Below are 24,143 nucleotides of genomic sequence, written 5' to 3'. Positions count from 1 at the left end.
CGATCTTCTTCCTTCGTGCTCCGGAACCGTGCTCCGGAGCTGTACTCCGGTGCCGTGCTCCGGTGTGTCAGGTGCTGTCCGCCGCGCCGGTCGTCCTCGCGTGGCGCACCAGGGCCGAGCCGGCCAGGCAGACGATGCCCACGGCGCTCAGGAGCGCCAGCGCCTTCGCCCAGGCGAAGGTGGTGCCGAGACTGCTGCCCAGCAGGTCGACGGTGCGGGCGCTCGCGACTCCGTGGAGCGCGATGACGACGACCGCGAGACCCGCGGCGGCGGCCCAGACGACCAGGGTGTCCCGGGCCGCGAGCCACACCGCGCCCGCCAGGCAGAGCACGGTGACGACCGCGGACAGCGCGTCCGCGTCGCCGCCCGCACGCAGGCCCGCGAGGTCCACCGGCAGGTGGAGGAGGCCGCAGGCGAACAGCGCGAGCGCCGCGGGCCAGCGCAGCACCGACCTCAGCGCGGGAGAGGCGGTGTGGCTGCCGGGACCCGAGGCCAGGGCCCCGTCCAGGCCGGACTTCCGCCCCTTGGGGGCGCGCCGGGCGCGCTTCGGGGGGTCGGCGGCCGGTGCGGCCTTCCCGTCGACGCGCTCGCGGTCCTCCCCGCCGGATTCGGCCTTCCGCGCCCCGCCGTCCCCGCTCCCGGTGGACTGCCAGTCGCTGCTGTCGGCGCCGAGGATGCCGACGAGCCGGACCACGTCCTCGACCGGCCGGCCCACCGCCGCGGCGCGCAGCGTGGTCTCGGCCTGGTGGAGGTCGTACCCGGACGCGTTCAGCAGCGCGAGGAGTTGGCGCACCTCGTCCAGCGGACGGGTGACGGCCGCCGCGCGGAGCGCCACGTCCGCGGGGCTGGAGAGCGCGCCGGTCTCCTGGAGGCGGGCCACCAGCGCGGCGACCTCCTCCACCGGCCGCTCGGTCGCCGCCGTCCGCAGCAGCGTGTGAACCGCCTCGTCACCGGCCTCGTCGTGGTCCGACGGCTCGGGGGCGGCGGCGTGCGGCTGCGGACCGGCCGGGGCGTCCGGGGGCTCCGGACCGACGGGAGGCTCCGGACCGACCGGGGCGTCCGAGGCGGTCGGGGACCCCGGATCGACCGGGGCGTCCGAGGACTCCGGCGACTCCGGGGACTTCGGCGGCTCCGGGGACTTCGGCGGCTCCGGGGACTCCGGGGCGGCCTGCGCGTCCGCGTCGACCGGGGCCGGGGCCTTCGGGTCGACCGGGGGTTCCGGGGCGGCCTGCGCGTCCGCGTCGACCGGGGCCGGGGCCTTCGGGTCGACCGGGGGTTCCGGGTCGGCCCGGGGGTCCGGGGCGGCCGGGGGCTCCCGGTCGGCCGGGGGCTCCGGGGCGTTCCGCGCCTCGGGGTCGGCCAGGGGCTCCGGGGCGGCCGGGGGCTCCGGGGTGACCCGGGGCTGCGGGTCGGTCGAGAGCGCCGTCACCACCGGGTCCGTCGGTACGACCGGACCTGCCGTCGCGCCCGGAACCGTCGGTACGGCCGGGCCCGCCGCTGCGACGGGAATCGGCGGTACGACCGGAACGGGCGGCACGGCGGGGGCCGTCGTCGGTCGATCGGGGCGGGGGGACGCGCCGAGCGTCGGGGACGAGGAGACAACCGGCTGGCGGGAGGGACCCGGGCGAGGCTCTGTGGTCGGTCCTATGTCGTCGTCCGCCGGTTGGATGTGCGGGAGGTCGGGGGTCATGTCACAGGCTCCGTTCGTGAACACCCCGGAGGGACGTCCACCGTGGCTGTCTCGTGATGTGCAAGAAACGCACACTTGACAACCATTTGTGCGCAGTCCATGACATGCCGCCATCAGGGGGCGGCCTTGTTGGGCCGATGGGGCGACAAGCAGCCCGGACCAGGGCGTACGACGGGTCCGCACGGAAGCGCCCGGGCCCCCGCGCGGGGGCCCGGTCCGGCCCGAAAGGCCCTCCCTAGGGCCGCCAGAGACCGTCCGGCGACAGCCCGAGGAGCTCGATCGCGTTGCCGCGGACGATCCGCTCGACGACGTCCGCCGGCAGATGGCCCGTCTGCGCCTCGCCGACCTCCTTCGACCGGGGCCAGGTGGAGTCCGAGTGCGGGTAGTCGGTCTCGTACAGGACGTTCCCCGCCCCGATCGCGTCGAGGTTGCGGAGCCCGAAGGCGTCGTCGAAGAAGCAGCCGAAGACGTGGTCCGCGAAGAGCTCGGAGGGCGGGCGGGTGACCTTGTCGGCGACGCCGCCCCAGGCGCGGTTCTCCTCCCAGACGACGTCGGCGCGCTCCAGGATGTACGGGATCCAGCCGATCTGCCCCTCCGCGTACATGATCCGCAGGTTCGGGAAGCGTTCGAACTTGCCGCTCATCAACCAGTCGACCATCGAGAAGCAGCAGTTCGCGAAGGTGATGGTGGAGCCGACGGCCGGCGGCGCGTCGGCGGAGGTCGACGGCATCCGGCTGGAGGAGCCGATGTGCATCGCGATGACCGTGCCGGTCTCGTCGCACGCCCGGAAGAAGGGGTCCCAGTGGTCCGTGTGGACCGAGGGGAGCCCGAGGTGCGGCGGGATCTCGGAGAAGGCGACGGCCCGGACCCCGCGCGCGGCGTTGCGGCGGACCTCGGCGGCGGCGAGTTCGGGGTCCCAGAGCGGGATGAGGGTGAGCGGGATCAGCCGCCCGTGCGCCTCGGGCCCGCACCACTCCTCGACCGTCCAGTCGTTGTAGGCGCGGACGCAGAGCAGTCCGAGCTCGCGGTCGCCCGCCTCGGTGAAGGTCTGCCCGCAGAAGCGGGGGAAGGTGGGGAAGCAGAGCGCGGACTGGACGTGGTTGACGTCCATGTCGGCGAGCCGGTCCGGCACGGAGTGGGAGCCGGGCCGCATCTGCTCGTACGTGATGACTTCGAGGCGTATCTCGTCCCGGTCGCAGCCGACGGCGGTGTCGAGCCGTGTGAGGGGTCTGTGCAGGTCCTCGTACACCCACCAGTCGCCGATCGGGCCGTCGTCCCCCTTGGCGCCCATGACCGGGGCGAACCTGCCGCCGAGGAAGGTCATTTCCTTGAGCGGGGCGCGGACGATCCGGGGCCCGGTGTCGTGGTACCGGGACGGGAGCCGGTCCCGCCAGACGTGCGGGGGCTCCACGGTGTGGTCGTCCACCGAGATGATCTTCGGGAAGGTCTCCATGGCCCTCACGGTAGCGCCGATCTGACGACCCGTCAGCTATCGGGGACCGGAACGGCCCGGTTACCGGCGCACAACGGCTTCACAACGACCCACCCGATGCTGACGGACTCCCTCCGGACAAGGCAGACTGTCCTGGGCGAAACCAGCAGCAGGGGCAGGGGGAGCGATGGACCGTGAGAACGGGCCGCGAGTTCCGGCGCAGCGGGCTCCGAAGCAGGGCCCGGCAGCCTCGGCGGGCGAAGTGACGGCCGCCGCCGGGACCACGGGCGCCGGCATGCGCCCGGACACCGCCGCACGCCCGGACGCCGACGCACGCCCGAGCACGGGCACCGGTGCCGGCACCGGCGGGGGCCCTCCCGGCTCGCTCCGCTTCGGCGTGCTCGGACCCGTCCGCGCCTGGCGCGACGGCGAACCCGTCCCCACCGGCTCCCCGCAGCAGCGCGCCCTGCTCGCCGCGCTGCTCCTGCGCGGCGGCCGCACCGCCACCGCCCACGAGCTGATCGACGCGCTCTGGGGCGAGGAGCCCCCCTCCCAGGCGCTCGCCGCGGTCCGTACGTACGCCTCCCGGCTCCGCAAGGCCCTCGACCCGGACGTCCTGGTCAGCGAGTCCGGCGGCTACGCGCTCCGCGTCCCCGCCGACGCGCTCGACGTGACCGCCGCCCAGGAGCTCGCCGCGGAGGCCGAGAAGCTCCGCGCGGCCGGGGACCGGACGGCCGCCCGGGCGCGGCTCGCCGAGGCGCTCGACCTGTGGGACGGCGAGGTGCTGGCCTCCGTGCCCGGCCCGTACGCCGAGACCCAGCGGACCCGCCTGGAGGAGTGGCGGCTCACCCTCCTCGAAACCCGCCTGGACATCGACCTGGAGGTCGGCGCGCACGCGGAGGCCGTCTCCGAGCTGACCGCGCTCACCGCCGCGCACCCCCTGCGGGAGCGCCTGCGCGAACTCCTCATGCTGGCCCTCTACCGCAGCGGACGGCAGGCCGAGGCCCTCGCCGTGTACGCCGACACCCGCCGGCTCCTCGCCGACGAACTGGGCGTCGACCCGACCCCCGAGCTCTCCCGGCTCCAGCAGCGCATCCTCCAGGCCGACGCGGAACTCGCCCGCCCGGTGGAGGAGTCGGCCCCCGCCGCCGCGCCCGTGGCCCGCCCGGCCCAGCTCCCGGCCACCGTCCCCGACTTCACCGGCCGCGCCTCCTTCGTACGGGAGCTGGGCGCCCGGCTCGCCAGCGCCGAGGGCCACGTCATGGCGGTCTCGGCGCTCGCGGGCATCGGCGGCGTCGGCAAGACCACGCTCGCCGTGCACGTCGCCCACGAGGCCCGGCCGCACTTCCCCGACGGCCAGCTGTACGTCGACCTCCAGGGCGCCGGCTCCCGCGCCGCCGCCCCGGAGACCGTCCTCGGCTCCTTCCTCCGCGCCCTCGGCACACCGGATTCGGCCATCCCGGACTCGCTCGACGACCGGGCGGCGCTGTACCGCTCGACGCTCGACGGCCGCCGGGTCCTGGTCCTCCTCGACAACGCCCGTGACGCCGCCCAGATCCGCCCCCTGCTGCCCGGCACGGCGGGCTGCGCCGCCCTGGTCACGAGCCGCATCCGGATGGTCGACCTGGCGGGCGCGCACCTGGTCGACCTGGACGTGATGTCCCCGGAGGAGGCGCTCCGGCTGTTCACGAGGATCGTGGGCGAGGAGCGGGTGCGGTCGGAGCGCGAGGCGGCCCTCGACGTGGTCGCGGCCTGCGGCTTCCTCCCGCTCGCGATCCGCATCGCGGCGTCCCGCCTGGCGGCGCGCCGGACGTGGACGGTCTCGGTCCTGGCGGCGAAGCTGGCCGACGAGCGGCGCCGCCTCGACGAGCTCCAGGCGGGGGACCTCGCGGTCAAGGCGACCTTCGAGCTCGGCTACGGCCAGCTGGAGCCGGCGCAGGCCCGCGCCTTCCGCCTCCTGGGCCTGGCGGACGGCCCGGACATCTCGCTGGCGGCAGCGGCGGCGGTCCTGGACCTCCCCCTGTGGGACACGGAGGACCTCCTCGAAGCCCTCGTCGACACGTCCCTGGTGGAATCGGCGGCGCCGGGCCGCTACCGCTACCACGACCTGGTCCGGCTCTACGCGCGTGCGTGCGCGGACCGCGACGAGCAGCCCCCGTCGGAGAAGGAGGCGGCGCTCTCGCGCCTCCTGGACTTCTACCTCTCCACGGCGGCCCGGGTGTACGCGATCGAACGCCCCGGCGACCGGCTGGTCGACCACCTGGAACCCACGGCGTACGAGGGCCTCGCCTTCACCGACCGCCACGAGGCCCAGGACTGGCTCTACGCGGAGGCCAACTGCCTCCTGGCCTGCGTCCGCCGGTCCGCGTCGTCCCCGACGACCCTGCGCCGGGGGGTGGACCTCCTGTGGGCGTCGCTGGACCTCGGCGAGTCCGGGGCGAACTCCAAGGAGTTCGAGGCGACGGGCGTCGTCGTGCGCGACGCGGCCCGGACCCATGCGGACGCCAGGGCCGAAGGCCGTGCGCTCATGGTCCTCGCGGGCGTCCACCACACGGCGGGCCGCTTCGCGGAGGCGGACCGCGACGCCGAACTCGCCCTGCCGTGCGCGGACCGGGCCGAGGATCCGGTGCCGGCCTGCTGGTCCGCCAACGCCCGGGGCATCATCGCGCTGTACCAGAACCGGTTCGCGGAGGGCGAGCAGTACCTCACCGAGGCGATCGAGCGGTTCCGCGGCATCGGGGACGGGCCCGGGGAGGCCAGCGCGCTCTGCAACCTCTCGCGCATCCACCTGGCGACGGGCCGTACGTCGAGCGCCATAGCGCTGGCCCGCCAGGGCACGGACATATACGACGCGATGGGCCACGCGCTCCGGGGCGCGAACGGGCGGTACGCCCTCGGCCTCGCCCTCACCCAGGACAGCCGGCTCACCGCCGCGAGCGAGCAGCTCCGCGAGGCGCTGGCGGTCTTCTCCGACAGCCGGCAGCGGCTGTGGGAGGGCATGACGCTCTTCCGGCTGTCCGAGGTGGACATCGCCGCCCGCCGGCACGCCCAGGCGGCGTCGAACGCCGAGATGGCCCTCACCGTGCTGCGGGGCATCGGCGGGGAGTGGCGGCGGGGCAACGTCCTCACCGTCCTCGGGCGGGCCCTGTTCGGCATCGGGCAGACCGGCCGTGCGCTCGTCTGCTGGCAGGAGGCGCTCGGCATCTTCGACGAACTCGGCGCCCCGGAGGCCGACGAGGTCCGTGCGCTGCTGACCCCCGCGACCGCCGCGTAGACCCGCACGGCCAGTGCGTTCATCGTTCGTTTATCGCCACCCGGCATGCTTCTCTGCATGACGATCCGCCGCGTCGGGGGGCAGGCGGTTCGCCGATGAGGGCCGCGGACCCCGAAGGACTAGGGTGATCGGCCCCGGAGATTCGTCCAGCTGTCCACGGGGGAACGGCTGGACGAATCTCCCCACATCTCGGACATCACACGCAGGAGTTGACGAGCATGACCGACCCGATCAAGCAGGACCCGATCATCAAGCCCATGGACATGCACGCCACCTCGGAGCCGGCTCTCGACGCGATCACCGAAAAGATCACGGGCGGCCACGACGAGGGCATCGCCACCAAGGACATGCACGCCACCTCCGGTCCGGCCGACGCCATCGCGGACAAGGTCCTCGGTGACGGAACCACGGGCGAGCCGTCCCACTGAGCCACTCCCGACGGGGAACGGTCCCGGCGGCGACTTCGGGGGAGCCGCCGGGACCGCACGGGGAGGTCCGGTCGACGGGGGAGCACACGGGCTCGGGGGACGCCCGGCGGAACCAGGGGGGATCCGCCCGGCAGGGCCCGTGCGCAACGCGATCGGACCACCGCACCACGGAGGGGCCGGGCAGACGCCCGGCCCCTCCGCCCTTTCCGTTCTTCCGGTCGTGGGGGGGGTCGTGCGCCGCTCCTCGCGGTCAGTTCCCCGTCCGCGTCCTCAGCTCCCCCTTCACCACCTTCCCGCTCGCGTTCCGCGGCAGTTCCGTCACGAACTCGACCTCCCTGGGCACCTTGTAGTTCGCCATCTCCCGGCGCGACCAGGCGATCAGGTCGTCCGCCGTGACCCGTGCCCCCGGGCGCCGGACCGCGAAGGCCTTGCCGACTTCGCCGAGGCGCGGGTCCGGGACGCCGATGACGGCGACGTCCGCGATGTCGGGGTGCAGGCCGAGGAGCTGCTCGATCTCGGCCGGGTAGGCGTTGAAGCCGCCGACGATGAACATGTCCTTCAGGCGGTCGGTGATGCGGAGGTTGCCGGCCCCGTCCAGGACTCCGACGTCGCCGGTGTGCAGCCAGCCGTCCGCGTCGATCACCGCCGCCGTCGCCTCCTCGTCCTCGAAGTAGCCGCTCATCACGTGGTGGCCGCGGACCAGGACCTCGCCGTCGTCGGAGAGGCGGAGCTCGGTGCCGGGGACGGGGCGGCCCGACGTGGTGGCGATCGTCCCGTCCGGGTCGTCGCGCCGGCACATGGTGACGACGCCGCTCGCCTCGGAGAGGCCGTACGCGGTGAGGACCGTGCCCACGCCCAGCTCGGCGCGGAGGCGCTCGACCAGCCGCAGCGGGACCACGGCCGCGCCCGTCACGACGAGGCGGAGGGTGGAGAGGTCGTGCGCGGGACGGGCCGGGTGGTCCAGGAGGGACTGGTGGAGGGTGGGCGGGCCGGGGAGGACGGTGACGCGCTCGGCGGCGACGTTGGCGAGGACGGTGTCCACGGTGAAGACGGACTGCGGGACGATCACCGCGCCCCGCATGAGGCAGGCGAGGACGCCGGCCTTGTAGCCGAAGGTGTGGAAGAAGGGGTTGACCACGAGGTAGCGGTCGCCCTCCCGGAGGCCGGCGAGCTCGGACCAGATCGCGTAGCAGCGCAGGGTCTGGGCGTGGCTGATGACGGCGCCCTTGGGGCGGCCGGTGGTGCCGGAGGTGTAAATGATGTCGGAGGGGGACGCGGGGTCGATGCCGTCGGCGCGGGCGCGGACACGGGCGGCCGGGACGGCGTCGCCCTCCGCGAGGAAGGCCTTCAGGGTGGTCCAGCCCTCGTCGTCGGGGGCGGTGTCGCCCAGGACCACCACCCGCTCCAGGTCGGGGAGTTCGACGCCCGAGCGGCGCAGGGAGGCCACGTACGAGGTGCCGAGGAAGGTGCCGGTGACGAAGAGCAGCCGGGCGCGGGAGCGCTGGAGGACGTAGGCGGCCTCGGTGCCCTTGAAGCGGGTGTTCAGGGGGACGAGGACGGCGCCGGCGGTGACGGCGCCGAGGGCGGAGACGATCCAGTCGAGGGTGTTGGGGGCCCAGATCGCGACCCGGTCCCCGCTCCGTATCCCGGTGGCGAGGCAGGCGGCGGCCGCCCGCTCGACGCGCTCGCCGAGTTCGACGTACGTGACGCGGACGCGGCCGTCGACGACGGCCTCCCGCCGCCCGTGGCGCTCGGCCGCCGCCCGGACGAGGCCGGGGATCGTGCCCCACTCCAGGTCGCCGCGCGGGTCGCCGTCCGTGTCCACGTCCATGTCCAACCTCCCTGTAGCTGACTATCCGTCAGATTAGTTGTAGCCTGACGCGCTGTCAGCAGTGCTGCCCCATGAGGAGGTTCGGTGCTCAAGGACGCCACGGCCATCGTCGGGATAGGACAGACCGCCTTCGCGAAACAGCTCCACGAGACCGAGAAGACCCTCGCCTGCCGGGCGGTCCTCGCCGCCCTCGACGACGCCGGGATCGCCCCCGACGAGGTCGACGCCTTCGCCTCGTACACGATGGAGGAGACCGACGAGGTCGAGGTGGCGAAGGCCATCGGGGCCGGTGACGTCACCTTCTTCAGCAAGGTGGGATACGGGGGCGGCGGCTCCTGCGCCACCGTCGGCCACCTCGCCGCCGCCGTCGCCACCGGCCAGGCGAGCGTCGGCGTCGCCTGGCGGTCCAGGAAGCGGGGCTCGGGCCCCCGCCCCTGGAAGAACACCGCCGTCCAGCTGCCCACCCCGGGCCAGTGGACCCGCCCCTTCGGACTGCTGCGCCCCGCCGACGAGATCGGCCTGCTCGCCCGCCGCTACATGCACGAGTACGGCGCCACCCGCGACCACCTCTTCAACGTCGCCCTCGCCTGCCGCAACCGCGCCAACCAGAACCCCGCCGCGATCATGTACGAGCGACCGCTGACCCGCGAGATGTACATGACCGCCCGCTGGATCAGCGAGCCCCTCTGCCTCTTCGACAACTGCCTGGAGACCGACGGCGCGCTCGCCTGCGTGATCGTCTCCGCCGAACGCGCCCGCGACTGCCGCCGAAAGCCCGTCTACGTGCACGCCGCCGCCCAGGGCCTGCCCGCCCAGCACCACGGCATGGTCAACTACTGGAACGACGACCCGCTCTCCGGGCCCGCCTGGACCGCCGCCCGCCACCTCTGGAAGCAAGCCGACTTCGGCCCCGCCGACGTGGACGTCGCCCAGATCTACGACGCCTTCACCCCCCTCGTCCCGCTCTCCCTGGAGGGCTACGGCTTCTGCGGCCGCGGCGAGGGCGGCGCCTTCACCGAGGGCGGCGCCCTGGAGATCGGCGGCCGGCTGCCGCTCAACACCGGCGGCGGCGGACTGTCCGAGGCGTACGTGCACGGCTTCAACCTCATCAACGAGGGCGTGAAGCAACTCCGCGGCACCTCCACCGCCCAGGTCCCCGACGCGACCACCTGCCTGGTCACGGCGGGCGAGGGCGTCCCCACGTCCGCCGTCCTGCTGAGGAGCTGAACCCGGATGCTGACACCGGTCATCGACGAGGACGGCGCGCCCTTCTGGGAGCACGCCGCCCGGGGCGAACTGCGGATGCAGGCCTGCGCCGCACCCGACTGCGGCGAGCTCCGCTTCCCGCCCCGCCCCTGCTGCCCGCACTGCCGCTCCTTCGACAGCGAGTGGCGGCTCATGTCCGGACGCGGCCGGATCTGGTCCTACGTCCTCCCCCACCCGCCCCTCCTGCCCGAGTACGCCGCCCAGGCCCCGTACAACGCGGTGCTCGTCGAACTCGCCGACGCCCCCCGCATCCGCCTCGTCGGCAACGTCGTCGCCGCCCCGGACGCCCCCCTGAACTCGGTCGACCCGGCCCGGCTGCGCATCGGCGCCCCCGTCCGGGTCGCCTTCACCGACGTCGACGGCGTCACCGTCCCCCGCTGGCTCCTGGAGCGGACATGAGCATCCGCGTCGAGCGCGACGAGGAGACCGGGGTCGCGGTCGTCACCCTCGACCGACCGGAGAAGCACAACGCCGTCACCCTCGGCATGGCCCGCGAACTGGCCGCCGTCTGGCGGGGTTTCCGCTACGAGGACGAGGTCCGGGCTATCGTCGTCACCGGGGCCGGCGACCGGGCCTTCTGCACCGGGATCGACCGGGAGGACGCCGGAAGGATCCCGCAGCCCTCCTCCCCGTACACGATCGACGACCCCCTCCTCGCCCTCGGGCCCAAGGCCAACGACCTGTGGAAACCGGTGATCGCCGCCGTCGAGGGCATGGCCTGCGGCGGGGCCTTCCACCTGCTCGGCGAGGCGGAGTTCGTCATCGCGGGCGAGAACGCCACCTTCTTCGACCCGCACACCACCTACGGCATGGTCTCCGCCTTCGAGACCGTCCTCATGACCCGGAAGATGCCGTACGGGGAAGTCGCCCGGACGGCCCTCATGGGCACCGCCGAACGGGTCTCCGCCCGGCGCGCGTACGAGACGGGGCTGGTCTCCGAGCTGACCGGGCCGGGCGGCGCGCTCGACGCCGCGCGGGCCGCCGCCGCCGTCATCGCCTCCCACCCCACCGAGGCCGTCCAGGGGACCGTACGGGCGCTGTGGTCGGTCGACGAGGCCGCCCGCGCCCAGGCCCTCGCCCACGCCGCCCACCTGGTGACGCTCGGGAACCTGCCGCCGGAACGGCAGGCGGAGCTGTTCACCCGGAGGAGCGGCGGGTACCGGCTCCGATAGCGGGTGGAAGGCGCCGCCGACGGCGGAGCCGGGCGGGCCCGGAGGTCAGCTGCTCGAGGACGGGCTCGGGGAGGCGGTCGCCTTCCCGCGCACGTCGTACACGTGGCAGTTCTTCACCCGGTCGACGGCCTCGGGGTTCTTCATCGCGACCTCGAAGGTCCTGTCCTCGTGGTTCCCGACCGTGACGGCCGTCGTGACCGAGTCGACCGCGGAACCCGTGACGCCCTTGAACTCCAGCGTCACCTCGTACGTCCCCGCCGACAGGCCGTGCGAGGTGATCCTCAGGGTCGCCGTGGTGTCCGCCTTCCGGGCGGGCCTGCCCTTCCGCTTCTTCTGCGCGGGCTTCACGCAGTCGACGACCACCACCTCGACCTCGGCCGACGTGGGAGAAGGACTGGCACCGGGCGTGGAGCCGCCCGAACCGTCGTAGTCGTCGTTGCCCTGCTCGTCGCTGGAGCAGCCGCCGCCCGAATCGTCGTCGTCGTCGGAGTCCGAGTGGCTCCGGCTCTTGCTCTTGCCGCTCTTGCTCTTCCCGCTGCCGCCGCCGCTCCCGTGGCCGCCCTTGCCGGTGTGGAAACCGGTCAGCGCGAGGACCACCACCGTGAGCGTCGCCGCGAGCTTCACGCGCGTCCGTACCATCGTCGGCTCCGTCCTGTCTGTCGTGTCCGCGCCACCCTAGGGGATGCCGTGCCGATCGGGCCGGGCGCGTGACGCCGGCACCGCGCCCCGCCACATGGCGGGCCCCCCTCGCCAGGCGTAGCGTCGGGAGAGAGGGCCGGACCGCCGAGGAGGCCGCCCATGATCCGCGACGCAGTCGGCTCCGTCCTGGCTCTCGCCGGAGCGACGGCCGCCGTCTGGAGCCCCTTCCGTGCCTGGTACGACGGCCGTCCCGGGCGCGACTACGGCATCGACGAGCTGTTCACCGGCATCACCGACGCGAAGGCCGACCTCCTGGGCTCGATCCTGCTGCCCTTCGCCTTCGCCGCACTCGTCACCCTCGTCGGCGTGGTGCTCCGCTCCCGCCTGCTCGTCACCGTCGCCGGACTCCTCGTCCTCGGCTTCACCGTCCTGTGGACGGTGCGGCTCGGCCAGGCGGAGGGGGGCCTCGTCATCGACGTCGACGGCAGGGGCCTCGACGAGGGGCTCGCGTACGCCGTCGGCGGCGGGGTCCTGCTGCTCATCGGCGCACTCGTCATGCCGGGCCGGCACCACGCCTCCCGGACGATCCGGGCGGGCCGGTCCCCCCGGCACGAGCACCTGCCACCGGACGGCCCGCCGGCAGACCGGGGCCCGATGGACCGGGGCCCCGCGGACGGGCCCCGGTCGGAGCCGTCGTCCTCGGCCCCGACCCAGACCTACGACGTGCCGGGCCGGGACCGGGGCCAGGACCAGGACCGGGACCGCGACGACGGCGGCCCGCCGCCCCCGTGGCGTTAGCGCGCCGCGGCGCCCCTGCCCGTCGCCGTGCCCTTGGCCGCGTCGAGCGCGTACACGCAGCGGTCCTTGCTGCACGCGTACACGACCCCGCCCTTCGCCACCGGCGAGCCGGTGATCTCGCCGCCCGTCGCGAGCTTCCAGCGCAGCTGTCCGCCGGTCGCGTCCAGGGTGTACAGGACGTGGTCGGCGGAGCCGAAGTGCACCCGGCCGTCGGCGACGACCGGGGAACCGACCAGCTCGCCGCCCGCCGCGAACCGCCACCGGGGGGTGCCGGTGACCGCGTCGAGCGTGTAGAGCGCGCTGCCGCTGCCGACGTGGACGTTGCCGTCGGCGACGAGCACCGGCTCGGCGGACTGGCGCGGCTCGGTCGCGATCCGCCAGCGGTCCTGGCCGGTGGTGGCGTCGAGCGCGTACACGGTGCCGAGGTGGTCCGAGAGGTACACCCCGCCGCCCGTGACCGCCGGTCCCGGCGCGAACGCCGGCGGGGAGAGGAAGACCGCCGGCGCCTCGAAGTGCCAGCGGACGTGCCCGCCCGCGATGTCGATCGACAGGACCCGGGTCCCGGCGGAGACGTACACGCAGCCGTCCTCGGCCGGGGCCACCCGGACCGGCACGTTCGCACAGGAGGCGGCGTCGCCGATCGGGTACGACCAGCGCTCCGCGCCCGTGCGGGCGTCGAGGGCCTGGAGCCGGGCGTTCCGCCACACGTACACGGTGTCGCCGTGCACGGCGGGCCCCGCCTCCGGGGTCTCGAAGTCGGTCTGCGCGCCGGTGAGCTCCCACAGCTTGGCGCCGTTGGAGGCCTCCCAGCCTTGCACCCCGCCGCCGCGCGTGCCGGTGACGACCGTGCCCCGGTCGACCTTCAGCGAGTACACCCAGGCGTCCGTGTGCAGCCGCCAGCGCTCGCCGCCGTCGGCGGCGTCGAGGGCGTACAGGGTGGGGCCGTCGGAGGCGTGGATGCGGCCCGAGGCGACGGCCATCGACCAGGCCACGTCCCGGGTCTTGAACTGGCGCCGGCCGCTGCCCGTGTCCAGGGCGTGCACCTCGAAGGAGGTCACGTACAGCAGGTCGCCGTCGACGACCGGGGTGCCCCAGACGTCGTTCGACATCCGGAAGCGCCAGGGCCGCCAGTGGCCGGGCTCCGGCGGGGGCTGCGGGGCCGCCGTCTGGTCGGTGCCCTGCGAGGGCACGGACGGACGGGAGCCCTGCTGCGGGGCCTGATCGGCCCCGTGGGGGCCGCCGCCGGGCGGGCGGATCCAGCCGGTCGCGGGGCCCGCGTCGGCGCCCCGGCCGACGGCGAGCGCCGCCCGGGTGTCGGCGACCCGGGGGCCGGGGCCGATCGGCACGGTCGCGCCGCCGAGGCGCACGGGGCCGCCCGCGCTCTCGGCGGGCCCGGCGTGCCGGCCGCCGACGGGCGCGTGCTCGGGCGCCCGCTCCGGGAAGCGGGGGTCGGGGCGGGGACCCGGCGGATCCGCCGGGGGCCGCGGCGGCGTCACCGGAGCGGGCAGCTGGCGGCCGCCGCCGCGGCGCTGCTCGATCATGGCGGTGGCGCTCTGCGGCAGCCAGGCGGAGGCCGTGCCGCTGTCGTCGCTGCCGGGGCCGAAGAGGTGCGGGGCGAGCTGCGCCTGGAGGTCGGCCGGAGTGGGCCGGCGGCTGACGTCCATCTGCATGCAGGACTCGATGAGGGGCCGCAGCTCCTCGGGCAGGCCCTCCAGGTCGGGGCCCTCGCGGAGCAGCATGAAGACGGTCTCGACCGGGTTGGCGCCGTGGTAGGGCGCGTGGCCGGTGGCGGCGAAGACCAGCATCGAGCCCAGCGAGAAGACGTCGCTGGCACCGGTGACGCTGCGCGAGTCGCGGGCCTGCTCGGGCGACATGTAGGCGGGCGTGCCCACGGCGACGTTGGTCATCGTCAGCCGTGTGTTGGAGACGCCCGACGCGATGCCGAAGTCGATCACCCGGGGGCCGTCCTCGACGACGAGGACGTTGGACGGCTTGAGGTCGCGGTGGACCAGGCCCGCGCCGTGGATGGACTGCAGGGCCTCGGCGACGCCCGCGGCGAGCCAGCGGACGGCCTGGGCCGGGAGCGGCCCGCACTCGTTCACTATCTCCTCGAGGGAGGGCGCCGGCACGTAGGCGGTGGCCAGCCAGGGCACGGCGGCGCGCGGGTCGGCGTCGACGACCGCGGCCGTGTAGAAGCCGGAGACCGCCCGGGCGGCCTCCACCTCCCGGGTGAAGCGGACCCGGAACAGCTGGTCCTCCGCGAGCTCCGTGCGCACGGTCTTGATCGCCACGCGCCGGCCCGAGGCCGAGCGCGCGAGATAGACCAGGCCCATTCCGCCCGCGCCGAGCCGGCCCAGCACCTCGAAGGGCCCGATGCGTCTCGGGTCGTGCTGCGTCAGCTGTTCCACTTGCCTGCCACCTCCCCGTACGGGCCATGAAGGTACGGCCCCGTGGCCCTGATTCTTCCTGTCCGAGGGCCCGGTTGCGAACCCGGGGGCGGATCGGGGTGTCACATGTCGTGACGCGGCGCCGCGGTACGGGGTGCGCCGGCCGGTGCGGCCGGTGACGGATCAGTCCCCGGCGGACGGTTCCGGCTCCTCGCGGACGGCGAAGCGGGCGCCCTGGTTGTCGTGGAGGACGGCGACGCGGCCGTGCGGGGTGTCGAGGGCCGGGGTGGCGATCCGGCCCCCGAGCCGGACGGTGGTCTCGCAGGCCTCGTCGCAGTCGGCGACGGCGAAGTGCACGAGGACGTGGCCGGGCATCTCGGCGGGGAAGTCGTCGGTGATGACGGCCCGCCCGCCGAAGGCGTCGCCGCCGCCGGGCCGGGAGCCGGGCGGGGACCAGACGCGGTGGTCGAGGCGGGCGCCCCCGCCCTCTCCGACGGCGTCGACCTGGCGGCCGAGGTAGCCGAAGACGGTGGCGTAGAAGGTGTCGACGTCGTCGGGACGGCGGGTGTAGACCTCCATCCAGCAGAAGGCCCCCGGCTCGTCCGTGACCTCGAAGCCGTCGTCGTCCCCCTCCTGCCGGAGGCCGAAGACCGCGCCGCCGGGGTCGGCGGCGAGCGCGCGGACGCCGAACGGGCCGACGGGGTACGGCTCCATGACCATCTGTCCGCCGGCGGCCTTGATCCGGGTGGCGAGGGTGCCGGCGTTCTCGGTGGCGAGGTAGAGGGTCCAGGTGGTGGGCATCCGCCCGTCCCGCTTGGGGACGAGCCCGGCGACCCGGCGGCCGTCGAGGAGGGCCTCGTCGCGGTCGGGGTCGAAGGTCCAGCCGAAGAGCTCGCCGTAGAAGCGCTTGCCCGCCTCGAGGTCGGGGAGCTGTGCGTCCACCCAGCAGGGGGTGCCCTCAGTGCGTACGGCCATGCCTTTCACGCTAGGGCGGAGGGGGCGGCCCCGCACGCCCCGGGAGGCGAACAGGGGATCGATGCAGTGGGTCGGATCCCTTGGGGCGCCCGGGTCGTCCACCGGCCTCGCCCACAGCCCGCCCATGAGCCTGTTCGGGTACGGGACTCCCCGCGCGGGCCCCGGGCCCGGTGCCGGGCCCACCCCCGGGCCGCCCGCGGGCCCGCCCCCGGCGTCCGGAACTGGCTCGATACCGCCCCCGCCCCCTCGGCCCGCCCACCCGCGCCGACCTCGCGGAACGGGGGCGAGCCGGGGGTGCACCCCATTTGCAGTCGGCCGAATCGCGCGCCGACCCCCCCTCGGTAAGCTGACGGCATGACAGGACAAGTACGCACCGTCGACGGCCGCGTGGCCGGACGACGCGGTCAGGCGACGCGGCAGAAGCTGCTCGACTGCCTCGGTGAGATGCTCAGCTCCTCGCCCTACCGGGACGTCAAGGTCATCGATGTGGCCCGGAAGGCGGGTACTTCACCCGCGACGTTCTATCAGTACTTCCCGGACGTCGAGGGGGCGGTCCTCGAGATCGCGGAGGAAATGGCCAAGGAGGGCGCCGCGTTGACCGAGCTGGTCAGCGGCCGCTCCTGGGTCGGCAAGGCCGGATGGCAGACCTCGGAGGAACTCGTCGAGGGATTCCTGGACTTCTGGCGGAAGCACGACGCGATCCTGCGGGTCGTGGACCTCGGCGCCGCCGAGGGCGACAAGCGGTTCTACAAGATCCGCATGAAGATCCTGAACTCCGTCACCAACTCCCTCACGGACGCGGTGAAGGAGCTCCAGACCAAGGGCAAGGTCGACAAGGACGTCAGCCCCGCCGCGATGGCCGGCTCCCTGGTGGCGATGCTGGCCTCGGTCGCCGGCCACCAGAAGGGCTTCCAGACCTGGGGCGTGAAGCAGGCCGAGCTCAAACCGAACCTGGCGCTGTTGGTGCACCTGGGCATCACGGGCAAGAAGCCGACCAGGTAGCGCCGGCCCCTTCCTCCACCCGTCCTGTCGTCGACGCCGACGGCGACCCGCCCCGCGAGACCGGGGCCGGGACCGCCGTCGGCGTCGCCGTGTCCGGGCACGACGAGGGATCGACGCGCGGCGCGGGCCCGGCCCGGGTCGGTGCGGGCCGCCACCGGGCCGGTGGGGGCCGCCACCGGGCCGGTGGGGGCCGGTTCGGGCCAGTGCGGGCCGATCCGGTCCGGTTCGGGGCCGATGCGGAGCCGGTGGGGCCGCTGCCGGGCCGATCCGGTCCGTCGCCGATCCCGTGCGGTCGCTACCTGCGCGTGAGGCGGAAGAGCCGGATCTCGCGCTCGATCCGCGCCTGGTACGTGGCGTACGGCGGCCAGAACTCCAGCGCCGCCCTCCAGGCCGCCGCCCGTTCCTCGCCCGCGAGCAGCTCCGCCCGTACGGGCACGTCCTCGCCCCGCCAGTTGACCTCGGCGTCCGGGTGGGCGAGCAGGTTCGCCGTCCAGGCCGGATGGCCCGGGCGGCCGAAGTTGGAGCCGACGAGGAGCCAGCGGCCGTCCCCCTCCGGCATGCAGGCGAGCGGCGTGACCCGCGGCCGCCCGCTCCTCGCGCCCCGGGCGGTGAGGATCACCCCGGGCAGCATCCGTGCGCTGAGCAGCACCTTCCCCCTGGTCAGCCGGTGCACGGCCCGGTCCATGACCGGGATGACGTGCGGGGCGACCTTGGCGAAGGTCCGGGTCGAGGACACCTTCTGCACGAGCTTCCGTCCGGCGGGCATCTACGCCGCCTCCTCTCCGAAGGGTCCGGTCCGTTCCGCGGCCCGGGCGCGCAGCCGGCGGGCGGGGCCGAAGAGCAGTTCGTCGGAGGCGGCCCGCCTGAAGCAGGGGTCCTCCCCGGTGGGCGACTCGTCGGCGGCGGCGCGCAGCGCCTCCAGGGCGTGGGCGAGGGCGAGCGGTCCGCCGTCGGGTCCGGGGCCGGGTTCGCGGGCCGCGCAGTACGTCAGGGAGCGGGCCGTCCCGATCCGGACGTGGAGGTCGGCGAGGCGGTGCCGGGAGCCGGACCGTTCGCGGGAGCGGATGCGCCCGACCGCGCGGTCGAGGGCGGCCGCGGCGACGCCGACGGCTTCGGCGGCCAGCATCACGGCGGCGGTACGGCCGGTGGCGGCGAGGGCGCCGAGGACGTCGGCCGGTTCCTCGCCGAGGAGTTCGGCGCGGGTGTCCCGGAACTGGACGGTGGCCCGGGGCCGGGTGGGGTCGAGGGCGGGCTGTCGGGTCCGTACGAGTCCGGGGGCCTCCGCGGGGACGAGGAAGAGGAGCGTACGGCTGCGGGCGAAGCCGCCGGCGTGGGCGGCGACGAGGAGCAGTCCGGCGCTGTGCCCGTCGAGGACCTGGGCGGCCTCGCCGTAGAGGCGCCAGTCGCCGTCCGTCGCGCGGGCGGCCTGGATGCCGCCGGACCGGCCGCCGCCCGACCAGTCGCCTTCGGTGTTGTCGCCGGTGAGGCCGAGGGCGAGGGCGGTGCCGGAGGGGGCGGCGAGGGCGCAGGTGAGGGTGGCGTCGGCGACGCGCGGGAGGAGTGCGGCGCGCTGGGCGGGGGTGCCGAGGGCGGCGAGGAGCGGGGCGGCGAGGACGGTGGTGGCGAGGAGCGGGGTGGGGGCGAGGGCGCGGCCGGTCTCCTCGCAGACGAGGGCGAGGTCGACGGGGCCGCGACCGGCGCCTCCGTACTCCTCGGGGAGGGCGAGTCCGGCCAGGCCGAGGGTGGCGGTCGCACGGGCCCAGAGGGCGGTGTCGTCCCCCTCGGGGCCGTCGCTCCGGCCCCCGCCCGTCCCGCCCCGCCCGGCGAGCAGCTCCCGCAGGGCGCGGCGGAGCTCCTGCCGCTCCTCGTCGGGCGGCACGGGCGGCGGCGCGGGCGCGGCGGCGGGCGGTCCCGTCGGCGGGTCGGCGGGCGGTTCCGCCCGCGGGGCGTTGAGCGCGGCGGCATCGGCGACGTCCATGGAGCTCCCTCCGTGTCTGACGGTGCGTCATGTTAGGGCGGTACAGGGCCGGTTGCCCAGAGAAGCACCGGTCCCGATTCCCCAGATCTGATGTACCGTCAGATTTATGCCCACCACCACGCGCAGCTCCCGCCGCGTCGCCGTCGTCGGCGTCTCCCTGTCCGACTGCGGCCGGGTCGACGGGGCCACCCCCTACGCCCTGCACGCCCAGGCCGCCCGCCGCGCCCTCGCGGACAGCGGCCTCGACCGCTCGCTGATCGACGGCCTGGCCTCGGCGGGCCTCGGCGCGCTCGCCCCGGTCGAGGTCGCCGAGTACCTGGGCCTGCGCCCCCGCTGGGTGGACTCGACCGCCGTCGGCGGCGCCACCTGGGAGGTCATGGCCGCGCACGCCGCCGACGCCGTCGCCGCCGGTCACGCGAACGCGGTCCTGCTGGTGTACGGCTCCACCGCCCGCGCCGACATCAGGGCCCGGCGCCGCACCGCGAACCTCTCGTTCGGCTCGCGCGGCCCGCTCCAGTTCGAGGTCCCGTACGGGCACACCCTGATCGCCAAGTACGCGATGGCCGCCCGCCGCCACATGCACGAGTACGGCACGACCCTGGAGCAGCTCGCGGAGGTGGCCGTCCGGGCGCGGGCGAACGCGGCGCTCAATCCGGAGGCGATGTTCCGCGAGCCGATCACCGTCGACGACGTCCTGGACGGGCCGATGATCGCGGACCCGTTCACCAGGCTGCACTGCTGCATCCGCAGCGACGGCGGCTGCGCGGTGCTGCTCGCGGCCGAGGAGTACGTCCAGGACTGCCGCACGGCCCCGGTGTGGGTGCTCGGGACGGGCGAGCACGTCTCGCACACCACGATGTCGGAGTGGGAGGACTTCACGGTCTCCCCGGCGGCCGTCAGCGGCCGGCTGGCCTTCGAGCGGGCGGGCGTCCGGCCCGCCGACGTCGACCTCGCCGAGATCTACGACGCCTTCACCTACATGACCCTGGTGACCCTGGAGGACCTGGGCTTCTGCGCGAAGGGCGAGGGCGGCGCGTTCGTCGGGGAGAAGGACGGGCTGCCGGTGAACACGGACGGCGGCGGGCTCTCGGCCTGCCATCCGGGGATGCGGGGCCTGTTCCTGCTGGTGGAGGCGGTGCGACAGCTGCGCGGCGAGGCCCCGGGGCTCCAGGTGCGCCGGACGGACGGCTCGCTGCCGGAACTGGCGGTGGCCTCGGGGACGGGCGGCTGGTTCTGCTCCTCGGGGACGGTGGTGCTGGGCCGGGACCGACCGGGCACGAGAAGATCTATACAAGCGTCATAGACAGTCGTGTAGGACATCCGTATAGTCGTGTCCGCGGGCAGGAGAACGGCCCGCACACACCCGACGAGGAGTCCTGTCATGACCAGCGCCCCGAAGACCGCCAAGACCGTCCTGATCTCCGGCGCCTCGATCGCCGGCCCCGCCCTCGCCCTCTGGCTGCACCGCTACGGCTTCGTCCCCACCGTCGTCGAGCGCGCCCCCGAACTGCGCACCGGCGGCTACAAGGTCGACATCCGCGGCACCGCCATCGAGGTCTGCCGCCGGATGGGCGTCCTCGACGAGATCCGCGCGCACTCCACGGACATGCGCGGCGGTTCGTACGTCGACGACGCCGGCCGCACCATCGGCGAGCTGCCCGCCGACATCTTCGGCGGCCGCGTCGAGGAGGACGACGAGATCATGCGCGGCGAGCTCGCCCGCATCCTGTACGACCGGACCCGCGAGGACGTCGAGTACGTCTTCGGCGACTCGATCGCCGACATCGCGGACGACCCCGAGGACCCGGCCGGAGTCACCGTCACCTTCGAGAGCGGCACCGTCCGCCGCTTCGACCTGGTCGTCGGCGCCGACGGGCTCCACTCGAACACCCGGCGGCTCGCCTTCGGCCCGGAGGAGCGGTTCAAGCGCCACCTCGGCGCGTACGTCTCCATCTTCACGGCCCCCAACCACCTGGGCCTGGACCGCTGGGAGACCTACCACGCGCTCCCCGGGAAGCTGGTCTGCGTCTACAGCTCCGCCGGCGAGACCGACGCCAAGAACCTCTTCGTCTTCTCCTCGCCGGAGGAGCTCACCCACCGCCACGGGGACACCGCCGCCCAGAAGCGCGCCCTCATCGACACCTTCGCCGGCGACGGCTGGGAGATCCCCCGGCTCCTCGGCCACGCCGCCGGGGCCGACGACTTCTACCTCGACTCCATGTCCCTCGTGGAGATGGACCGCTGGTCCACCGGCCGCGTCGTCCTCCTCGGCGACGCCGCCCACTGCGCCTCCCCGGCCTCCGGTCAGGGCACCGGCCTCGCCCTCATCGGCGCCTACGTCCTGGCGGGCGAACTGGCCCGGGCCGGCGGCGACCACACCGTGGCCTTCGCCCGCTACGAGCAGCACATGCGGCCGGGCGTCGAGCGGAACCAGAAGATGGCCGAGGGCTTCGTCAAGGAGATGGTCGTCGACCGGAAGTGGAAGATCGCCCTGCGCATGTTCATGGTCCGGACCCTGCCGAAGACCCCCTGGAAGAACCTCATCGCGAAGAAGATCCGCGACGAGATCCAGGCATCGGCCAACGCGGTCCCGCTCGCGGACTACACGGCACCGGCCACGAACGCCGCCGCACGCCCTACCGTGACCGCATGACCGACTTCCACCGCGCCCTCCGCTCCCTCCGGGTCTGGGACACCGCACTGCCGTCCTTCGACCCGGCGAGCGCCCCGCCCGAGCCGCTCCCCCTCTTCCACGACTGGTTCACGGCGGCGGCCGCGGCCGGCCAGACCGAACCGCACACCCCCTCCCTGGCCACCGTGGACGAGGACGGCAGGCCCGACGTCCGTACGGTGATGCTGCACGACGCCGACGCGCGCGGCTGGCACTTCGCCTCGCACGCCACCAGCGCCAAGGGCCGCCAGCTCGCCGCCCGCCCCGAGGCCGCGCTCGGCTTCTACTGGCCGGTCCAGGGCCGCCAGGTCCGGATCCGGGGCCACGTCGTCACCGGCACCCCCGAGGAGGCGCACGAGGACCTCCACGCCCGCACCACCGGCGCCCTCGCCTCGGCGCTCGTCGGCCGGCAGAGCGAGGTCCTCGACTCCCCCGAGACCCTCGCCGGGGCGAGCGCGGCGGCCTGGCGCCGGGCCGAGGAGGAACCGGACGCGGCCGCCCCCACCTGGACCCTGTACGTCGTCGAACCGGCCGAGGTCGAGTTCTTCCAGGGCGACGCCCGCCGCCGCCACGTCCGCCTCCGCTACCGCCGCACGGCGGACGGTTGGACCCGCGAACTCCTCTGGCCCTGAGGGACGCCGGGCGGCCGTCAGGGGGTGCCGGTCCCGTACATCTCCTCGACCTCCCGGGCGAAGTCCCGCAGCACCGCACGCCGTTTGAGCTTCAGGGACGGCGTCAGGTGGCCGGAGGCCTCCGAGAACTCGGTGTTCAGGACGCGGAAGGCGCGGATCGACTCGGACCGCGAGACCAGCCGGTTGGCGTCGTCCACCCCCCGCTGGAGCACGGCGAGCAGCTCCGGGTCCCGGGCCGTCTCCCAGAGCGCCAGGTGGTCCTTGCGCCGCATCCGCCGCCAGTGCGTCAGGCCCTCGTGGTCGAGGGTGATCAGGGCCGTGACGTACGGCCGGTCGTCGCCGAGGACCATGCACTGGGAGACCAGCGGGTGTGCGCGCAGCCAGTCCTCCAGCGGGGCGGGGGCCACGTTCTTGCCGGCCGAGGTGACGATGACGTCCTTCTTCCGGCCGGTGATCCGCAGATAGCCGTCCGCGTCGAGCGCGCCCAGGTCCCCCGTGGGGAACCAGCCGTCGTCGGTGCACGGCAGGGCCGCCCCGCGCTGCGCGTCCCAGTAGCCGGCGAAGACGTGACCGCCCTTGAGCCAGACCTCGCCGTCGTCGGCGATCCGGACGGCCGTGCCCGGCAGCGGCCATCCGACGGTCCCGGTGCGCGGCCGGCGCGGCGGGGTGACCGTGGAGGCGGCCGTGGTCTCCGTCAGGCCGTACCCCTCGAAGACCTCGACGCCGGCGCCCGCGAAGAACTCGGCGAGGCGGGCGCCGAGCGCGGAGCCGCCGCAGATCACGTGCTTCACGCGGCCGCCGAGCGCCGTGCGGATCCGCCGGTAGACCAGCGGGTCGTACAGCGCCCGCGCGGCGCGCAGGGAGAACGAGGGCGAGGCCTCCCGCCCGTACCGGCGGGCGATCCGGGCGGCCCGGTCGAAGGCGGCGGCCCTCCCGCCGCGCTCGGCGGTGGCGCGGGCCCTGTCGAAGACCTTCTCCAGGACGTACGGGACGGCGAGGAGGAACGTGGGCCGGAAGGCCGCCAGGTCGGCGAGGAGTTCCTCGCCCTCGACGGAGGGCGCGTGTCCGACCCGGACGCGGGCGCGGACGCAGCCGACGGCGACCATCCGCCCGAAGACGTGGGAGAGCGGCAGGAAGAGGAGGGTGGCGGCGGGCTCCTCGCCCTCCGAGACGAAGACGGGGTGGAGGAGCCGGACGGCGTTGTCGACCTCGGCGAAGAAGTTGGCGTGGGTGAGGGCGCAGCCCTTGGGGCGGCCGGTGGTGCCGGAGGTGTAGACGAGGGTGGCCAGGGCCTCCGGGGTGAGCAGTCCCCGACGGGCGGTGACGGCCTCGTCGGCGACCCGCGCGCCCGCCGCGCGGAGCTGGTCGACGGCGCCGGTGCCGAGGACCCAGAGGTGGGCGAGGCCGGGCAGCTGCCGCCGCTCGGCGGAGACGAGCCGCGCCTGCCCGGCGTCCTCGACGACGCAGGCCGCGGCCCCGGAGTCCTGGAGGATCCAGCGGGTCTGGAAGGCGGAGGAGGTGGGGTGCACGGGGACGGTGACGAGCCCGGCGGCCCAGGCGGCGAAGTCGATCAGGGTCCACTCGTAGGCGGTGCGGGCCATGAGCGCGAGCCGGTCGCCGGGGCGCAGGCCGGCGGCGACGAGGCCCTTGGCGACGGAGTGCACCTCGGCGGCGAAGCGGGCGGCGGTGACGTCGTACCACCCGCCCTCCGCGTCCTTCCGGGAGAAGAGGACGGCTCCGGGCTCCTGCCGGGCGTTGTCGTAGGGCAGGTCGGCGAGCGAGCCGCGGGCCACCCGGGGGACGAGCGCGGGGACGGACACCTCCCGCACGCACCCGTCCACCACCACCTTCCGCGGCTCGTCCGGCCCGGTCTCGGATGCGGCGGTGACGACGGACACGGGCGGCTCCTCGGTCTGCGCGATGAACTGAGGTCGTGCGTCGGTGCGTTGAGCCCTGCGGTGTCCTGAC

General features: G+C 74.7%; 19 protein-coding genes. 10 read left to right on the top strand and 9 right to left on the bottom strand.

All coding sequences use genetic code 11. The annotated features are described in order from the left end of the window. Window positions 1-67: 67 nt before the first annotated feature. Entirely contained in the window at window positions 68-1,429 is a 1,362-nt protein-coding gene (locus ACZ66Z_RS16335) for a hypothetical protein (RefSeq protein ID WP_469934635.1), read from the bottom strand. A 496-nt stretch (window positions 1,430-1,925) separates the two neighbouring features. Beyond that, window positions 1,926-3,143 (bottom strand): amidohydrolase family protein, encoded by a 1,218-nt coding sequence (locus tag ACZ66Z_RS16330; RefSeq protein ID WP_469934634.1) that lies wholly within the window; start codon window positions 3,141-3,143, stop codon window positions 1,926-1,928. A 166-nt stretch (window positions 3,144-3,309) separates the two neighbouring features. On the opposite strand from ACZ66Z_RS16330, the gene afsR reads away from it, so the two are divergent. Beyond that, window positions 3,310-6,396, top strand: coding sequence for an SARP-family global regulator AfsR (gene afsR / locus ACZ66Z_RS16325; RefSeq protein ID WP_469934633.1), 3,087 nt, complete (start codon window positions 3,310-3,312; stop codon window positions 6,394-6,396). 218 nt (window positions 6,397-6,614) lie between these two features. Further along, entirely contained in the window at window positions 6,615-6,824 is a 210-nt protein-coding gene (locus ACZ66Z_RS16320; protein ID WP_469934632.1) for a hypothetical protein, read from the top strand. A 250-nt stretch (window positions 6,825-7,074) separates the two neighbouring features. Here the strand turns inward: ACZ66Z_RS16320 and ACZ66Z_RS16315 are convergent, their stop codons facing one another. Next, entirely contained in the window at window positions 7,075-8,655 is a 1,581-nt protein-coding gene (locus ACZ66Z_RS16315) for a FadD3 family acyl-CoA ligase (protein WP_469934631.1), read from the bottom strand. An 84-nt stretch (window positions 8,656-8,739) separates the two neighbouring features. On the opposite strand from ACZ66Z_RS16315, the gene ACZ66Z_RS16310 reads away from it, so the two are divergent. The 3 genes from ACZ66Z_RS16310 to ACZ66Z_RS16300 are packed head-to-tail and all read left to right on the top strand — an operon-like array spanning window position 8,740 to window position 11,093. Next, the gene (locus tag ACZ66Z_RS16310) at window positions 8,740-9,882 is read left to right on the top strand and encodes a lipid-transfer protein (RefSeq protein WP_469934630.1); all 1,143 of its coding nucleotides are present in this window, start codon (window positions 8,740-8,742) and stop codon (window positions 9,880-9,882) included. A gap of 6 nt (window positions 9,883-9,888) precedes the next feature. Continuing rightward, window positions 9,889-10,320 (top strand): Zn-ribbon domain-containing OB-fold protein, encoded by a 432-nt coding sequence (locus ACZ66Z_RS16305; protein WP_469934629.1) that lies wholly within the window; start codon window positions 9,889-9,891, stop codon window positions 10,318-10,320. Next, complete coding sequence (locus tag ACZ66Z_RS16300) at window positions 10,317-11,093, top strand: enoyl-CoA hydratase/isomerase family protein (RefSeq protein WP_469934628.1); 777 nt, start codon at window positions 10,317-10,319, stop codon at window positions 11,091-11,093. Before ACZ66Z_RS16305 ends, ACZ66Z_RS16300 begins: the two co-directional genes overlap by 4 nt. A gap of 45 nt (window positions 11,094-11,138) precedes the next feature. Here the strand turns inward: ACZ66Z_RS16300 and ACZ66Z_RS16295 are convergent, their stop codons facing one another. Then, window positions 11,139-11,732 (bottom strand): hypothetical protein, encoded by a 594-nt coding sequence (locus ACZ66Z_RS16295; protein WP_469934627.1) that lies wholly within the window; start codon window positions 11,730-11,732, stop codon window positions 11,139-11,141. Window positions 11,733-11,891: 159 nt separating this feature from the next. Here ACZ66Z_RS16295 and ACZ66Z_RS16290 point away from each other — a divergent pair, with 159 nt between their 5' ends. Continuing rightward, the gene (locus tag ACZ66Z_RS16290) at window positions 11,892-12,530 is read left to right on the top strand and encodes a hypothetical protein (protein ID WP_469934626.1); all 639 of its coding nucleotides are present in this window, start codon (window positions 11,892-11,894) and stop codon (window positions 12,528-12,530) included. On the opposite strand, the gene afsK is transcribed toward ACZ66Z_RS16290, so the two are convergent. Together afsK and ACZ66Z_RS16280 are read right to left on the bottom strand one after the other, a co-directional pair. Further along, entirely contained in the window at window positions 12,527-14,938 is a 2,412-nt protein-coding gene (gene afsK, locus ACZ66Z_RS16285) for a protein serine/threonine kinase AfsK (RefSeq protein WP_469934625.1), read from the bottom strand. The genes ACZ66Z_RS16290 and afsK overlap by 4 nt on opposite strands. Before the next feature lie 162 nt (window positions 14,939-15,100). Beyond that, entirely contained in the window at window positions 15,101-15,892 is a 792-nt protein-coding gene (locus ACZ66Z_RS16280) for a VOC family protein (RefSeq protein WP_469934624.1), read from the bottom strand. 354 nt (window positions 15,893-16,246) lie between these two features. Here ACZ66Z_RS16280 and ACZ66Z_RS16275 point away from each other — a divergent pair, with 354 nt between their 5' ends. Beyond that, window positions 16,247-16,894, top strand: coding sequence for a TetR family transcriptional regulator (locus ACZ66Z_RS16275; protein ID WP_351189101.1), 648 nt, complete (start codon window positions 16,247-16,249; stop codon window positions 16,892-16,894). A gap of 295 nt (window positions 16,895-17,189) precedes the next feature. Here ACZ66Z_RS16275 and ACZ66Z_RS16270 read toward each other — a convergent pair whose 3' ends face one another. Beyond that, window positions 17,190-17,660: a nitroreductase family deazaflavin-dependent oxidoreductase gene (locus ACZ66Z_RS16270; RefSeq protein ID WP_469934623.1), complete on the bottom strand. Its 471-nt coding sequence runs from the start codon at window positions 17,658-17,660 to the stop codon at window positions 17,190-17,192. Beyond that, window positions 17,661-18,872 carry an acyl-CoA dehydrogenase family protein gene (locus tag ACZ66Z_RS16265; RefSeq protein WP_469934622.1) on the bottom strand — a complete coding sequence of 404 codons (1,212 nt, stop codon included), beginning with the start codon at window positions 18,870-18,872 and terminating at the stop codon, window positions 17,661-17,663. It abuts the gene before it with no gap. A gap of 106 nt (window positions 18,873-18,978) precedes the next feature. On the opposite strand from ACZ66Z_RS16265, the gene ACZ66Z_RS16260 reads away from it, so the two are divergent. The 3 genes from ACZ66Z_RS16260 to ACZ66Z_RS16250 all read left to right on the top strand — a co-directional run bounded on the left by ACZ66Z_RS16260 (window position 18,979) and on the right by ACZ66Z_RS16250 (window position 22,175). Continuing rightward, the gene (locus tag ACZ66Z_RS16260) at window positions 18,979-20,175 is read left to right on the top strand and encodes a thiolase C-terminal domain-containing protein (RefSeq protein WP_469934621.1); all 1,197 of its coding nucleotides are present in this window, start codon (window positions 18,979-18,981) and stop codon (window positions 20,173-20,175) included. A 78-nt stretch (window positions 20,176-20,253) separates the two neighbouring features. Next, a complete protein-coding gene (locus tag ACZ66Z_RS16255) occupies window positions 20,254-21,525 on the top strand; it encodes an FAD-dependent monooxygenase (RefSeq protein WP_469934620.1) in 1,272 nt (423 codons plus the stop codon). Next, window positions 21,522-22,175 (top strand): pyridoxine/pyridoxamine 5'-phosphate oxidase, encoded by a 654-nt coding sequence (locus ACZ66Z_RS16250; RefSeq protein WP_469934619.1) that lies wholly within the window; start codon window positions 21,522-21,524, stop codon window positions 22,173-22,175. Before ACZ66Z_RS16255 ends, ACZ66Z_RS16250 begins: the two co-directional genes overlap by 4 nt. Window positions 22,176-22,192: 17 nt before the next feature. On the opposite strand, the gene ACZ66Z_RS16245 is transcribed toward ACZ66Z_RS16250, so the two are convergent. Then, window positions 22,193-24,073: an AMP-dependent synthetase/ligase gene (locus ACZ66Z_RS16245; protein WP_469934618.1), complete on the bottom strand. Its 1,881-nt coding sequence runs from the start codon at window positions 24,071-24,073 to the stop codon at window positions 22,193-22,195. Window positions 24,074-24,143 lie beyond the last annotated feature (70 nt).

The organism is Streptomyces sp. NPDC107498 (genome assembly GCF_055582805.1).
Note: the sequence above shows the minus strand (reverse complement) of the source record. Positions and strands in the feature narration are given on the sequence as shown.

Bases quoted from the DNA above. Each gene is read 5' to 3' on its own strand.
- ACZ66Z_RS16330 (WP_469934634.1), bottom strand. From the start codon at position 3,143: ATGGAGACCTTCCCGAAGATCATCTCGGTGGACGACCACACCGTGGAG.
- afsR (WP_469934633.1), top strand. From the start codon at position 3,310: ATGGACCGTGAGAACGGGCCGCGAGTTCCGGCGCAGCGGGCTCCGAAG.
- ACZ66Z_RS16320 (WP_469934632.1), top strand. From the start codon at position 6,615: ATGACCGACCCGATCAAGCAGGACCCGATCATCAAGCCCATGGACATG.
- ACZ66Z_RS16315 (WP_469934631.1), bottom strand. From the start codon at position 8,655: ATGGACGTGGACACGGACGGCGACCCGCGCGGCGACCTGGAGTGGGGC.
- ACZ66Z_RS16305 (WP_469934629.1), top strand. From the start codon at position 9,889: ATGCTGACACCGGTCATCGACGAGGACGGCGCGCCCTTCTGGGAGCAC.
- ACZ66Z_RS16300 (WP_469934628.1), top strand. From the start codon at position 10,317: ATGAGCATCCGCGTCGAGCGCGACGAGGAGACCGGGGTCGCGGTCGTC.
- ACZ66Z_RS16295 (WP_469934627.1), bottom strand. From the start codon at position 11,732: ATGGTACGGACGCGCGTGAAGCTCGCGGCGACGCTCACGGTGGTGGTC.
- ACZ66Z_RS16290 (WP_469934626.1), top strand. From the start codon at position 11,892: ATGATCCGCGACGCAGTCGGCTCCGTCCTGGCTCTCGCCGGAGCGACG.
- ACZ66Z_RS16280 (WP_469934624.1), bottom strand. From the start codon at position 15,892: ATGGCCGTACGCACTGAGGGCACCCCCTGCTGGGTGGACGCACAGCTC.
- ACZ66Z_RS16275 (WP_351189101.1), top strand. From the start codon at position 16,247: ATGACAGGACAAGTACGCACCGTCGACGGCCGCGTGGCCGGACGACGC.
- ACZ66Z_RS16270 (WP_469934623.1), bottom strand. From the start codon at position 17,660: ATGCCCGCCGGACGGAAGCTCGTGCAGAAGGTGTCCTCGACCCGGACC.
- ACZ66Z_RS16265 (WP_469934622.1), bottom strand. From the start codon at position 18,872: ATGGACGTCGCCGATGCCGCCGCGCTCAACGCCCCGCGGGCGGAACCG.
- ACZ66Z_RS16260 (WP_469934621.1), top strand. From the start codon at position 18,979: ATGCCCACCACCACGCGCAGCTCCCGCCGCGTCGCCGTCGTCGGCGTC.
- ACZ66Z_RS16255 (WP_469934620.1), top strand. From the start codon at position 20,254: ATGACCAGCGCCCCGAAGACCGCCAAGACCGTCCTGATCTCCGGCGCC.
- ACZ66Z_RS16250 (WP_469934619.1), top strand. From the start codon at position 21,522: ATGACCGACTTCCACCGCGCCCTCCGCTCCCTCCGGGTCTGGGACACC.